At 27.1% G+C, this 13,609-nt stretch carries 13 protein-coding genes; 5 read left to right on the forward strand and 8 right to left on the reverse strand.

Annotated elements, in window-relative coordinates; translation table 11 throughout:
* Positions 1 to 193 precede the first annotated feature (193 nt).
* The 5 genes from urtE to urtA all read right to left on the reverse strand — a co-directional run bounded on the left by urtE (position 194) and on the right by urtA (position 5,816).
* Positions 194 to 889: an urea ABC transporter ATP-binding subunit UrtE gene (urtE, locus tag ABVS04_RS14440; protein ID WP_368031478.1), complete on the reverse strand. Its 696-nt coding sequence runs from the start codon at positions 887 to 889 to the stop codon at positions 194 to 196.
* Positions 890 to 1,010: 121 nt separating this feature from the next.
* Positions 1,011 to 1,799, reverse strand: a complete 789-nt coding sequence (urtD, locus tag ABVS04_RS14445) for an urea ABC transporter ATP-binding protein UrtD (protein WP_368031479.1) — start codon at positions 1,797 to 1,799, stop codon at positions 1,011 to 1,013.
* A 2-nt stretch (positions 1,800 to 1,801) separates the two neighbouring features.
* Positions 1,802 to 2,911, reverse strand: coding sequence for an urea ABC transporter permease subunit UrtC (gene urtC, locus ABVS04_RS14450; RefSeq protein WP_368031480.1), 1,110 nt, complete (start codon positions 2,909 to 2,911; stop codon positions 1,802 to 1,804).
* 3 nt (positions 2,912 to 2,914) lie between these two features.
* Positions 2,915 to 4,489, reverse strand: coding sequence for an urea ABC transporter permease subunit UrtB (urtB, locus tag ABVS04_RS14455; protein WP_368031481.1), 1,575 nt, complete (start codon positions 4,487 to 4,489; stop codon positions 2,915 to 2,917).
* Between the two features lie 52 nt (positions 4,490 to 4,541).
* Positions 4,542 to 5,816, reverse strand: coding sequence for an urea ABC transporter substrate-binding protein (gene urtA / locus ABVS04_RS14460; RefSeq protein ID WP_368031482.1), 1,275 nt, complete (start codon positions 5,814 to 5,816; stop codon positions 4,542 to 4,544).
* 304 nt (positions 5,817 to 6,120) lie between these two features.
* Between urtA and ABVS04_RS14465 the strand changes: the two genes are divergently transcribed.
* From ABVS04_RS14465 to ABVS04_RS14485, 5 genes are all read left to right on the forward strand, one after another.
* Positions 6,121 to 6,264, forward strand: a complete 144-nt coding sequence (locus tag ABVS04_RS14465) for a hypothetical protein (protein WP_368031483.1) — start codon at positions 6,121 to 6,123, stop codon at positions 6,262 to 6,264.
* 14 nt (positions 6,265 to 6,278) lie between these two features.
* The gene (locus ABVS04_RS14470; RefSeq protein WP_368031490.1) at positions 6,279 to 7,172 is read left to right on the forward strand and encodes a PotD/PotF family extracellular solute-binding protein; all 894 of its coding nucleotides are present in this window, start codon (positions 6,279 to 6,281) and stop codon (positions 7,170 to 7,172) included.
* Entirely contained in the window at positions 7,162 to 9,534 is a 2,373-nt protein-coding gene (locus ABVS04_RS14475; RefSeq protein ID WP_368031484.1) for an HD domain-containing phosphohydrolase, read from the forward strand. The genes ABVS04_RS14470 and ABVS04_RS14475 overlap by 11 nt, the downstream gene beginning before the upstream one ends.
* A gap of 147 nt (positions 9,535 to 9,681) precedes the next feature.
* Positions 9,682 to 10,590, forward strand: a complete 909-nt coding sequence (gene ppk2, locus ABVS04_RS14480; RefSeq protein ID WP_368031485.1) for a polyphosphate kinase 2 — start codon at positions 9,682 to 9,684, stop codon at positions 10,588 to 10,590.
* Between the two features lie 11 nt (positions 10,591 to 10,601).
* Positions 10,602 to 11,012, forward strand: a complete 411-nt coding sequence (locus tag ABVS04_RS14485; RefSeq protein WP_368031486.1) for an NUDIX domain-containing protein — start codon at positions 10,602 to 10,604, stop codon at positions 11,010 to 11,012.
* 24 nt (positions 11,013 to 11,036) lie between these two features.
* On the opposite strand, the gene ABVS04_RS14490 is transcribed toward ABVS04_RS14485, so the two are convergent.
* The 3 genes from ABVS04_RS14490 to ABVS04_RS14500 form a co-directional block, all read right to left on the reverse strand.
* Positions 11,037 to 12,272, reverse strand: a complete 1,236-nt coding sequence (locus ABVS04_RS14490; RefSeq protein ID WP_368031487.1) for a methyl-accepting chemotaxis protein — start codon at positions 12,270 to 12,272, stop codon at positions 11,037 to 11,039.
* Between the two features lie 9 nt (positions 12,273 to 12,281).
* Complete coding sequence (locus ABVS04_RS14495; RefSeq protein ID WP_368031488.1) at positions 12,282 to 12,671, reverse strand: PAS domain-containing protein; 390 nt, start codon at positions 12,669 to 12,671, stop codon at positions 12,282 to 12,284.
* 104 nt (positions 12,672 to 12,775) lie between these two features.
* A partial coding sequence (locus tag ABVS04_RS14500) for a response regulator (protein ID WP_368031489.1) occupies positions 12,776 to 13,609 on the reverse strand: 834 nt, incomplete at its 5' end.

Raw genomic sequence — 13,609 nt, forward strand, 5'->3', positions numbered from 1 at the left:
CTAATAGATGAAGATAAAGTATTTTTTAATATTGGACCTACAGATAACATAGATTTATTTAATGCATACTTTATTAAAAATATTAAAGAAACGGGAGACATAATAGAATCTATTAAAAAAACTATTTTTAAAGCTTCTTTAATAGATAATTCTATTTTAGCAATATGTGATATATTCTTTTTACAAAATAAATCTAAACTGACATATACTTCTTAATAATCTCATCACTAAGTTGCCCTATCTCACCATTTGCAACAACACTTCCCCTATCTAGTACATAAAAATCATCTCCATGACGTCTAGCAAATGGAAGTTTTTGCTCTACTAACATTACTGTTATATTTTCTTCTTTTGTGAGATAGTCTATAACTTCTCCAATTTGAGCTACGATATTTGGTTGGATTCCTTCACTTGGCTCATCTAGGATTAGAAATTTTGGGTCTATACATAAGGCTCTTGCGATTGCTAATTGTTGTTGTTGACCTCCTGATAAATCTCCACCTTTTCTTTTTTGCATATCTTTTAGAACTGGAAATAAATCATAAATTTTATCTGGAACTTTTGTGATTTTATTTCTATTTGCTAAAACACCAATTTGTAGATTTTCCAAAACTGTTAGTTGTGAAAATATCTCTCTTCCTTGTGGAACATAACCTATTGCGATACTTGCTCTTTTGTGGTCAGCTAGTTTTGAAATATCTTGCCCATCATAAATAATTTGTCCATCTTTAATAGGAAGTAATCCCATTATTACTTTACTTAGAGTTGTTTTTCCAACTCCATTTCTTCCCATAAGACAAGTGCATCTACCTTTTTTTATCTCTAAATCCAAATCCCATAAAGTATGGCTTTGTCCGTAAAATTGGTTTATTTTTTCTATTTTTATCATTTGTTTTCCTTCAATTACAAAAAAATTCAAAGAATGCAGCTAGTACAAGGTAAAGACTTGAAGGTTTACTCCAAGTAAATCAAAAATCTTCAACGCTGTAATAGTTGTGTTATTTGGATTTTTACTCTCCTAAGTATACTTTTCGAACTTTCTCGTTGTTTTGTATGGTGTCCATTGAACCTTCTGCTAAAACAGAACCTTCATGTAAAACTGTTACTTTTTTAGCGATACTTCTTATAAATTCCATATCATGTTCCACAACTACTACTGCATTTTCTTTTGCTAGGTTTGTCAAAATTTCTGCTGTTTTTTCAACTTCCTGAGGTGTCATTCCTGCAACTGGTTCATCTACAAGTAGTAGTTTTGGCTCTTGCATAATTAACATTCCTATTTCTAACCACTGTTTTTGACCATGAGATAAAATTCCTGCTTCCATATTGTAAAGCTCTTTTAAACCTATTAGTTTCATGGTTTCTTCAATTTTATCTTTTTGCTCAGATCTTAATTTTGAAAAAAGTGTTTTGAAAAACCTTTTATCATCTTTCATAGCAAGCTCTAGATTCTCAAAAACCGTATGATTTTGAAAAACTGTTGGTTTTTGGAATTTTCTTCCAACACCAATTTCAGCGATACTTGGTTCATCCATTGTTAATAAATCAACTGAATGTCCAAAAATTACAGACCCTGAATCTGGCTTAGTTTTTCCAGTTACCACATCCATCATAGTTGATTTTCCAGCACCATTTGCTCCAATAATACATCTTAACTCACCATAATTTATAGAAAAACTAAGATTATTTAAAGCCTTAAATCCATCAAAACTAACACTTACGCCATCTACAAGAAGTATTCTACTTCCAATTTTTAGATCCCCTATATCAGTTTCATTTTCTCTTTTTAATCTTTCCATTTTTAAGCCTTTTTCATTTTCCCAGTTAGTTTACTAATAAGCCCCACAACACCAGCAGGCAAATATAAAGTTACAAGCACAAACAATCCTCCAAGAGCATATAACCAAACTTCAGGAAGTGCAGAAGTGAAATATGTACTTGCAAAGCTTACAAGAATAGCTCCAATAATCGCTCCATATAATGTCCCTCGTCCTCCAATTGCAACCCAAATTACAAGTTCAATTGAAAATAGTGGTGAAAATACACCTGGATTTATGATTCCTACTTGAGGCACATATAAAGCTCCTGCAATTGCTGCTAGAATAGCAGAGACTACAAAAATGAATAGTTTATATTGTTCAACTTTATAACCTAAAAATCTAACTCTACTTTCAGCATCTCGAATAGAAATTACAACTCGACCTAACTTTGAATTTATAATAAATCTACAAATCAAATATCCTAAAGTTAAAGATAAAAAAGTGATTATTAAAAGCCCTACTCTTGTAATATCAGCTGATAAATCAAATCCTAAAATGTCTTTAAAATCTGTAAGACCATTGTTTCCACCAAAACCCATATCATTTCTAAAAAATGCTAGCATTAAAGCATAAGTTAAAGCTTGAGTTATAATAGATAAATAAACTCCTGTAACCCTTGATTTAAATGCAAACCATCCAAATACAAAAGCTAAAAGTGCAGGAACAAACATCACCATCAAAAAAGCAAACAATGGATTATCAAAACCTCCCCAAAACCAAGGCAACTCTTTTAAGTTCATAAATACCATAAAATCTGGAAGTTCAGGATTTCCATAAACTCCTCTATCTCCGATTTGTCTCATTAAGTACATAGCTAAACCATATCCACCAAGAGCAAAAAATGCTCCATGACCTAAACTTAATACCCCTAAATATCCCCAAACTAAATCTAAGGCTAAAGCTAAAAGAGCAAAGGCTAAATATTTTCCTAAAATCGTAACAGTAAATGTTGAAACATAAAAAATAGAGTCAGCAGGAACTACTAAATTGCAAAATGAAACAACAAACACTATAACTGCAAGAGTAGATAAAACTATTTTACCACCCTTGTCATTTTCTAAAACTTTTAATACTAAAGATTTATTTTTCATATTTTAATCCTGTGCATCTCGACCCTTTTGAGGAAATAATCCTCTAGGTCTTTTTTGTATAAATAAAATGATAAATACCAATATTATTACTTTTGCTAAAACAGCACCTGCTAGAGGTTCAATAAATTTATTAATCTCACCTAAACTGAATGCAGCTATTAGTGTTCCCCATAAATTTCCAACTCCACCAAATACAACAACCATAAATGAATCTACGATATAAGCTTGTCCAAGATTTGGCCCAACATTTGTAAGCTGAGAAAGTGCAACACCTGCAACTCCTGCTATTCCTGAACCTATACCAAAAGTTGCAGCATCTATGAAACTTGATTTTATTCCCATAGCTCGTGCGATTGGTCTGTTTTGAGAAACAGCTCTTACTTTTAATCCTAATGATGTTTTCTTCATCACATATAAAATAGCAAAAAATACTATCAAAGAAAAAATCACAATATATAATCTATTGTAAGTTAAAAATAATGCAGGATTTACTTCTAAAGCTCCACTCATCCAAGATGGTGTTTTTACCTCTTGATTTAAAGGTGAATAAACTGTTCTTACAATTTGTTGTAAAACTAAACTCACCCCAAAAGTTGCAAGTAATGTTTCAAGTGGTCTTCCATATAAATGTCTAATAACCAATCTTTCTATTAAAATTCCAACAATTCCACTTACTATAAATGCTGCTGGAATTGCAATGATTATTGAATACTCTATTAAGTTTGGCATTAACTGTTGGATTGTATAAGTTGTATAAGCTCCAATCATTATTAACTCACCATGTGCCATATTAATAACTTTCATAACACCAAAAGTAATTGCTAAACCAATGGCTGCTAGTAATAAAACTGAACCTTGTGATAAACCAAAAAATGCAGTTTCCACAAAAGCATAAAAAGATTTACTTGCTTCTATCTGTTTTATTGATTTAACTGCAACTTTTTTTAACTCTTCATCACCTGTTGATTCTGATAATGCTGTTAAAGTTTCTAAAGATTTTGCTGATAAAAAATCACCTAATTTTGTTACTGCTTCTATTTGCTCATGCCCTGTTGAAAATTTTGCTTTTAAATTAACATTACATTCAAATAAAATATCTTTGATTGATGATTTCTTTTCACTAGCTAAAGCTTCAGCAACTAATGCGCTATCTTCTTGCTCTAAGTTTGCAAGAATATTTTTTGCAGCCTTTAATCTTTTTTCAGGATTTTTTGAAAAAAGATTTATTTTTGCAAGTCCTGATTTTATAACACTTCTTAATTTATTATTTATTTTTATTTTTGAAAAATCTTCTTGTGTTTGAATATTTTCATTTGTAAATAAACTTTTAAAACTTTCATTTTGTGAAATTAGAATTTCATTTGTAGTTGGATTAAAATATAAATTTCCAGCTAACATATTTTGTAATAAAGTTTCTAATTTATCTTCTTCTTTATAATTTACAATTAACTCATTTAAAACTTCTTCTTTTACTTTAAAACTATTATCCGATAACTTTGAAGATAGCTCTTCAAACGTAGAAGCATATGAAAATGTGATAATTAATAGATTAAGGAGTATTATTTTTATAATATTCATTTGATATTTCCTTAAGATAAATATGAGAGAAAGTCTCTCATATTTTTATATATTAGTTTGTTCCTGAACATTTTTTAGTTACTGTGTTATATGTTCCACAATTAATTGGTTTTGTCCAATCTGAAATTAAATCTTTAGATCCTGGTAAGAAATCAGACCAAGCATCACCTGCAACTTCTTTTTCTGTTCTCCATACAGTTTCAAATTGACCATCTTCTTGAATTTCTCCAATTAATACTGGTTTTGTAATATGGTGATTTTTAAGCATTTTTGCAGTTCCACCTGTTAAGTTTGGAACTTCTAAACCAATAATTGCTTCATTTACTTTATCAACATTTGTAGTTCCAGCTTTTTCAACAGCTTTTACCCATAAATTAAATCCAATATAAGTAGCTTCCATTGGATCATTTGTAACTCTTTTTTCATCTTTAATATATGTTTTCCAAGTTTTTATAAAATCTGCATTTACAGGAGCATCAATACTTTGGAAGTAATTCCACGCAGCTAAATGTCCTACAAGTGGTTTTGTATCAATACCTGATAATTCTTCTTCACCAACAGAGAATGCAACAACTGGAATATCTTCTGATTTAATACCTTGATTTCCTAACTCTTTATAAAATGGAACATTTGCATCTCCATTGATTGTAGAAACAACCGCTGTTTTAACACCTGTTGATCCAAATTTTTTAACATCAGATACGATTGATTGCCAATCTGAGTGACCAAATGGAGTATAGTTAATCATAATATCTTCTTTTTTAACACCTTTTGATATTAAATAAGCCTCTAAAATTTTATTTGTAGTTCTTGGATAAACATAATCAGTTCCAGCTAGGACAAATCTTTTTACACCCATTTCATTCATTAAATAATCAACTGCAGGAATTGCTTGTTGGTTAGGCGCAGCACCTGTATAAAATACATTTTTACTTGACTCTTCACCTTCATATTGAACAGGGTAAAATAATAAACCATTTAACTCTTCAACAACGGGAAGAACTGATTTTCTAGAAACTGATGTCCAACAACCAAATGTAACATCTACTTTATCTTTAGTTAAAAGTCCTCTCATTTTTTCAGCAAACAATGGCCAATTTGATGCAGGATCCACAACTACTGGTTCTATTTTTTTACCTAATAATCCACCTTTTTTATTTTGCTCTTCAATTAACATTAAAACGGTATCTTTTAATGTAGTCTCAGAAATAGCCATAGTCCCAGATAGTGAATGTAATACTCCAACTTTAATAGTATCAGCTGCATGAACTAACATTTCACCTAATAGTGCTGAAGTTACAATTGCCTTTGCAAATAATCTTTTCATAAAATCTCCTTTTAATTTAAGTTCTTTTAAACCTATGAGAGAAGTATAAAATAGTAGTGTTGTTTTAGTGTTGTTTTTAGTGTTAGTAAAAACAATTGTTTGTATAAAAAGTAAACATAATAGTCTATATTATTCTCTAAATATTTTAAGATTATTTCTTTTATATGTTTTTTTGTACATAATATAATTTAATAATATTTGAAAAATAGTAAAATATTTTATAAATAGATTATTTTTCAATCAATTAATAATCAAATTATTTGTAGAATCTGATATAATAATTATTATGCTGATTAGGAGTTACATGAAATACATTTTTTATATAATTATACTTACAAGCTATTTATTTGCAGAACAAAGAATATTAAAAATCTCTAATTTCATTGATTATATCGATGTTAAAGTATTAGAAAACTTTGCACATGAAAATAATATAAAAATAATATAAAAATAATTTATGATATACATGATACAAATGAAAATATTTACAAAAAAATAGACAATAATAATTATTATGATTTAGTTATTATATCATCACATTATGTAACGAAATTAGAAAAATTAAATAAATTAGAAAAAATTGATTTAAAAAAATTAAATAATTATTTAAATATTAATCAAGATTTCTTGAAAACAAATTTTAAAAACTCAATAGAATATACTGTTCCTTACTTATGGGGAACGGTAGGATTAATATATAATAAAAAACTTATAAAAGAACCTATTACTAAATGGAGTGATTTATGGAGAAATGAATTTAAAAATTCAATTCTTTTATCAAATGAACCAGCTGATGTACTAGGAATCACTTTAAAATCTTTAGGATTTAGTGCAAATAGCACAAATAATAAAGAAATACATAATGCAAATGAAAAATTAATTAAATTAATTCCAAATATAAAAGATATAAGCTCTGCCAACGCCAGCACATATTTTATTACAAATGGATTCAAGGCTGGAATGGCATTTAGCGGAGATGCAAAATTAATAATTGATAATTCTAAAGATTTTGAATTTATTTACCCCAAAGAAGGTGCTTTGAAATGGGCAGATGGAATGGTTATTTTAAAAGATTCTAAAAATAAAGATTTAGCCTATAAATTTATTGATTTCATTATTAATGAAAAAAATTTGGCAAAAATTGGAAATACAACTGGATATGCAGTTTCTAATACAGTTTCTAAAAAATATATTAACAAGGAAATGGTGTCAAATAATGTAACTTATCCAGATAAAAAAGATCTTATAAATTCTGAAATATTATTTGATAATGGAAGTACAGATATAAATATAATAGAAGAATTTCAAAATTTTAAAATTGAATATATGAAATATAAGGACTTAAATGAAAAATAAAAAATATTTCTTTATGGTCAGTATTTTTGTCTTATTTGGCTCACTTACATTTTTATTATCAGCTTTTTTAATATCTAATTTTTATTTAAGAGGATTAAATCAATCTTATGAAATGTTAGAAAAACAAAATTCTGAAATAACAAACAATATATCAATAACAATTATGCGTTCACTTGAAAGTATTGCTGGACAATTAAATGTTTTATCAAGAATTACTGATAATACAAATATTATTGAAAATCAAAATATTATTGAAAAAGTAATGTGGGAACAATTAAAATCCAATGAAAATATTGCAAGTATTTTCTTAGCAGATGAATATGGAAACTTTTTGCAATCAAAGAGAGAACCTGAACTTGCATTTAGAAGTATTAATTATATTGATAAAAGAAATCTAGAGACTTGGTATTTTAAAAATACAAATTATTTAACTACTTCAATACAAATATATAAATCAAAATATGATGCAAGAACTAGAGAATGGTATAAAGCAGTTGAGAATTCTAAAATATTTTGGTCAGAACCCTATATCTTTGACTCAACAAAAGAACTAGGAATTACTATATCAATTGGTGATTTCAATCAATATAATCAAAAAATCAAAGTTGCTGCTGCTAATTTTACTTTAAATAAGATATCAAAATTATTAGAATCAAAAGCTTCTATTTTAAATGGAAAATTAATTTTATTTAATCAATCAAAAAATATAATTGCCACTTCATTTAATCTTGATTTAAAAACAAAAGATAATAAACTATTAAAATTTGAAGATTTAGATTCTAATTTATATTCTGATACTTTTAAGAAAATAGAAAAAAACCTATTTACAGGGGAATTAAAAGATAAAAATGGGAAAAACTACATATATTATGTTTCAAAATTAGAAAAGAATAGTGGTCAAAACTGGTACATAGCTTCTTATGTAGAAAAAGATTTTATAACAGCTGATATTAAAAATACTCTTGTAAATAGTGTTTTAATTTCATTGCTAATTATTATTATCTATTTCCCTATTCAATATATATTACAAAAATTTGTAACAAAACCTATTAATGAATTAGAAAAGTTAACTAATGAAATAGCTAATAATAGATATGAAAATATTAAACCTGTAAAAACTAATATATATGAATTTCACAACTTATCTACATCAATGATTAATATGTCTAAAGCTATTCAAGAGTATGAAAAAGGACAAATTAATCTAATAGATTCTTTTATAAAAATCTTAGCAGAAGCAATAGATTCAAAATCACCTTATACAGGTGGGCATTGTGAAAGAGTTCCAGAATTGGCAATATTATTAGCAGAAGCTGCAAATAAATCAAATTGTGGTGAACTAATTAATTTTAATTTATCAACAAAAGAACAATGGAGAGAGTTTAAAACAGCTGCATGGTTACATGATTGTGGGAAAATAGTTACTCCTGAATATGTTGTTGATAAAGCCACAAAGCTTGAAACAATATATAATAGAATTCATGAAATAAGAACAAGATTTGAAGTTTTACATAGAGATGCAAGTATTGAATACTATCAGCAATTATTAGAAAATCCCGATAATAAAGATAAGTTAGAAGAAAAATTAAAATTATATCATCAAAAACTTACTGATGATTTTGAATTTATAGCTAATTGCAATATAGGTAGTGAATTTATGGATCAATCTAGTATTGATAGATTAGAAGAAATTGCTAATTTAAAATGGCTAAGAAACTTTGATGATAGACTAGGATTATCTCAAGATGAATTAACTAGAATTGATAATATTGAAACTTTTTCTCCTGTTCTAGAGAATCTACTTCAAAATAAAAAAGCACACATTATTAATAGACTTAGAGAAATAGATTTGGAAGAATATAAGGAATTTGCCTTTAAATTAGATGTTCCAGAATATGAAAGAAATCTAGGTGAATTGTATAATCTTAGCATAAGAAAAGGTACTTTAAATACAGAAGAAAGATTTAAAATTAATGAACATATAATCACAACAATAAAAATTCTTGAAAATATACCTTTTACAAATAATCTAAAAAATGTACCTGAATATGCAGGTTCTCACCATGAAACGATGATAGGAACAGGATATCCAAGAAAACTAAAAAAAGAAAATATTTCAATACCTGCAAGAATTATGGCGATTGCAGATATTTTTGAAGCATTAACAGCAGCAGATAGACCATATAAAAAAGCAAAAACTTTAAGTGAATCAATAAAAATAATGTCTGTTATGAGAAACAATGAACATATAGATAAAGATATTTTTGAAATATTCCTAACTAGTGGTACGTATAAAGAATATGCAAAAAGGTTCTTGATGGAAGATCAAATTGATGAAGTAGATATTTCTAAATATTTATAAGGATATAAATTAATTAATGAAGATATTTATATTCATAAATCCTAAAAAATCTTTAATATTTTTTGTATTATACTAAATTTTAAATTGTAACTTATTTGAAATAAAAATTTAGTACACTTATATATTTTATAAAAAGGTTAATATTATATGCAAATAGAAAAATTATATGGAAAAGATATTGATGATATTTTAGATTATGAAAATTTTTTAGATAAATTTAAAGATCAACCATCGGAAGAATTTTTAAAAGAAGTACATAAAAAATACCTATATCGTTCACAGGAAGAAGCTTTAAGAACTTTACAAGTAGAACTACTTAAATTGCAAGAGCATCTAGAAAAGAAAAATGAAAAAATGATTATTTTAATTGAAGGAAGAGATGCTTCAGGCAAAGGTGGAGCAATTAGAAGATTAACAAGATATATGAATGAAAAACACTATAGAGTTGTTGCTTTAGGAAAGCCCTCAGACGCAGAAAAAACTCAATGGTATTTCCAAAGATATGTTCAACATTTTCCCAAAGGTGGAGAAATAGTGATTTTTGATAGATCATGGTATAACAGAGCAATGGTAGAGCCTGTTTTTGGCTTTTGTAGCCAAGAAGAGTATGAAACTTTTATGAGTACAGTTAGTAGTTTTGAAGAAGATGTGATTGCCCATAAAATACACTTCTTAAAAATATATTTTTCTGTTTCTAAAGAAGAACAGGCAAATAGATTTCATGAAAGAGAAGAGAATCCTCTTAAACAATGGAAATTAAGTGAAATTGATTTACAAATGCAAGAAAGATGGGATGAGTTCACTCAAAAAAAATATAGAATGCTAAAAGAGACAAATACAAAAATCTCTCCTTGGACTATTATTAGAAGTGATGATAAATTTATAGCTAGATATAATGCTATTAAAACTATTTTGAATAAAGTTGATTACGAGGATAGAGATACAAGAATTAACTTTACAGTTGATCCTGAAATTGTTACAAGTGCGGAAAAAGAGTTAGAAATAATGGATGAAAAAGCAAGATTGAGAAAAGAAAATCTAGAAGAAAAAAATTAAAAGAAGAGACAATGATAAAAACACCTTTTTTAGCAGTTGATGGTATTATCAAAATATATGATGAAAAAGAAAATTTTAGAGGTATAGTTTTGATTGAACGATTAAATATACCTTTAGGTATTGCAATCCCTGGAGGGTTTGTTGATATTGGTGAAACTGTAGAAAATGCTGTTGTTCGTGAAATGAAAGAAGAGACTTCTTTAGATGTTTCTATTGAATCTCTTCTTGGAGTTTACTCAGATCCTGCAAGAGATTCAAGATTTCATACTGCATCTGTGGTATATGTTTGTAAAGCCTATGGTGAACCTCTTGCCAAAGATGATGCTAAAGAAGTTTATATTTATAAATTAGATGAATTACCACTTGATAAACTGGTTTTTGACCATAAAAAAATAATTACTGATTTTTTAGAAAAATTATGAAAAATGGAAATAGATAGATTCTATCTATTTTCCTTCAAACTCTTTTTCATCGGCATTAGAAACTATTAGTTTAGCAATTTTATCTATTTTTACTGCCACTTCGTAACTTTGAGAAGCCACTTGTGCATTTTGCTGCGTTTGCATATCTAAAGAGTTTATTGCTTTGTTAATTTGCTCTATTCCACTTTGTTGCTCATTACTTGTAGTTTTGATTTCTTGAATTAATTTAATTGTTTGTTGAATATTTTCATTTAAATCTCTGTATCCATCAATCATATTACTAGCTATTACCTTACCTTCATTTGCTTTTTTAGTAGCATTTCCTACTATTTCTTTTATTTCTTTAGCAGCTTCTGCACTTCTTGATGCTAGGTTTCTAACTTCTCCTGCAACAACTGCAAATCCACGTCCTGCTTCACCTGCAGTTGCTGCTTCTACTGCTGCATTTAGTGAAAGAATATTTGTTTGAAATGCAATTTGATCAATTACGCTTATAGCTTCATTTATTAGATTAACTTGAGTATTTATTTCATCCATAGCAACTGATGTTTGTGAAGCTAGTCCTTCTCCATTTGAAGCAGAATTTGTTACATTATTTGAAAAAGTTGCCATTTTTGCAATATTTTCAGTATTTGCTCTAATATTTGAAGTTATCTCTTCTAATGCTGCTGCTGTTTCTTCTAAAGAAGCGGCGGCTGCATTTGAACTTACATTTAATTTATCTACATTTTTTAGTAATATATCCGAACTTTCATCCAAATCTAAACCAGTAGATTTATTTTCAATAAGCATTGTTGTAATTGTTTTTCTAAGATTATTAATATCTGTAAATAACACTTTAAAATCATTTTCTACTGAATTTTCATCTAGTTTTTTCATATAATTATAATTGCTAAATTCATCTAAGGTAACTAAAATAAGATTTATACTTTTTTGAAGATTATCTACAAGTAAGTTAATAGTATTTGCAATATAGTTTAACTTACTATTTGATGTATTTGTATGATGAATTTTATCATTGAAATTTCCTGCTTGTACTTTTTCAGCAACTAGCATTAACTCACCATAAATTTGTAATTCTTCGTCATTTCTTTGATTCAAAATTTTACAAATACTATCTAGTTTATTTTTAATATCTTTTTGAGTTCCACTACATTCAAAATTAAATTCAGGTAGCGCATTAATATCATTTTTTAAATACTCTTCAATACTAGAGAGCACATCAAGTATTTCTTTATCTTTATTTTTATTAAAAAACATATTAAATCCTTAACTTAATGTTGAATACAATTTTATTGCATTAGTAACTTCATTTTTTGTTGGTTTTATTCTAACTGAAATATATCTTGATTTTCCAGAAGGATCTTGAGATGGATAAACAGTAGCTCTTACCCAGTAAAAACTTCCATCTTTTGCTTTATTTTTAACAATACCTTTCCAAACATTTCCATTTTGTATAGTTTTCCATAACTCAGCAAAAGCAGCTTTTGGCATATCTTCATGCCTAACTATATTATGAGGATTTCCTAATAATTCACTTATATCATATCCAGCAATTTTACAAAAATCTTCATTTGCAAATATAATATTACCTTTTTCATCTGTTTCAGAAACAATAATCATATCTTTTGGCATAACTACTTCATTTTCAGTATTCATTAGGAGTTCTCCCATGTTTAATTTTGATTTTAAAATTTATTGTATAATAACAATGACTCTCAAATGACTCTTTTTTATAAAATTTACAAAGAAATTTTATGAAATTATTCTTTTTTTTCTTTCATTTCACAAATTTTTGTAATTTGTTGATAATCAAAATCTTCAATCAAGTCAATAATATAATTTTTATCATTTTCTGCAAGGGCATACTCTTCTATTAGTTTTTCTATTAATATATTATCCATCTGTATGGCAAATGAGTTTAATTTTTCAAAAAAATCATTTGATATATTTTCAAATAACTTATGTTCTATTTGTTTATAATTTAGAATTTCATCATATGTAGGTTTCACATTTAAATATTTCTGAAGAGATAAGAGTATTTGTTTTTCTTCAACTGGTTTTGGAATAAAATCTGTTGCACCTGCTTTTAAAACTTTTTGTTTATCTTCTTCAAATACATTTGCAGATATTGCAATTATTGGAATATCTTTTTGATTACTATTCTCTCTTATTATTTTAATTGTTTCTATTCCATCTAAACCATTCATCAAAATATCCATAAAAATAAAATCTATTTTTTCTATTTTTAATATATCTATTGCTTCATATCCACTTGAAGCTTCGTAAATTTTAAAGCCATATTGACTTAAAATTTGTAGAACTAAATCTCTATTCTCTTTTATATCATCTACTACCAATATACTTTTTTCTAAATTTTGATACTCAATTCCTATTAATTCTTTAGAATTATTTCCTTTTATTATTTCATTTTCATTTCCACACTCGTAATCTATACTAAAATAAAATTCACTACCAATTCCAATAAAACTTTTTACATATATATTTCCACCCATTAAAGAGATTAACTCTTTTGTTATTGATAAACCAAGTCCCGTTCCATTTTGACTGTAGTCATCTTTTTTTATTTGCTCAAA

Source organism: Arcobacter sp. s6 (assembly GCF_040884245.1).
Taxonomy (GTDB): Bacteria; Campylobacterota; Campylobacteria; order Campylobacterales; family Arcobacteraceae; genus Aliarcobacter.

Excerpts from the sequence above, each read along its gene's own strand:
- urtE (WP_368031478.1), bottom strand. The coding sequence starts at position 889 with ATGATAAAAATAGAAAAAATAAACCAATTTTACGGACAAAGCCATACT.
- urtD (WP_368031479.1), bottom strand. The coding sequence starts at position 1,799 with ATGGAAAGATTAAAAAGAGAAAATGAAACTGATATAGGGGATCTAAAA.
- urtC (WP_368031480.1), bottom strand. The coding sequence starts at position 2,911 with ATGAAAAATAAATCTTTAGTATTAAAAGTTTTAGAAAATGACAAGGGT.
- urtB (WP_368031481.1), bottom strand. The coding sequence starts at position 4,489 with ATGAATATTATAAAAATAATACTCCTTAATCTATTAATTATCACATTT.
- urtA (WP_368031482.1), bottom strand. The coding sequence starts at position 5,816 with ATGAAAAGATTATTTGCAAAGGCAATTGTAACTTCAGCACTATTAGGT.
- ABVS04_RS14465 (WP_368031483.1), top strand. The coding sequence starts at position 6,121 with ATGAAATACATTTTTTATATAATTATACTTACAAGCTATTTATTTGCA.
- ABVS04_RS14475 (WP_368031484.1), top strand. The coding sequence starts at position 7,162 with ATGAAAAATAAAAAATATTTCTTTATGGTCAGTATTTTTGTCTTATTT.
- ppk2 (WP_368031485.1), top strand. The coding sequence starts at position 9,682 with ATGCAAATAGAAAAATTATATGGAAAAGATATTGATGATATTTTAGAT.
- ABVS04_RS14485 (WP_368031486.1), top strand. The coding sequence starts at position 10,602 with ATGATAAAAACACCTTTTTTAGCAGTTGATGGTATTATCAAAATATAT.
- ABVS04_RS14490 (WP_368031487.1), bottom strand. The coding sequence starts at position 12,272 with ATGTTTTTTAATAAAAATAAAGATAAAGAAATACTTGATGTGCTCTCT.
- ABVS04_RS14495 (WP_368031488.1), bottom strand. The coding sequence starts at position 12,671 with ATGAATACTGAAAATGAAGTAGTTATGCCAAAAGATATGATTATTGTT.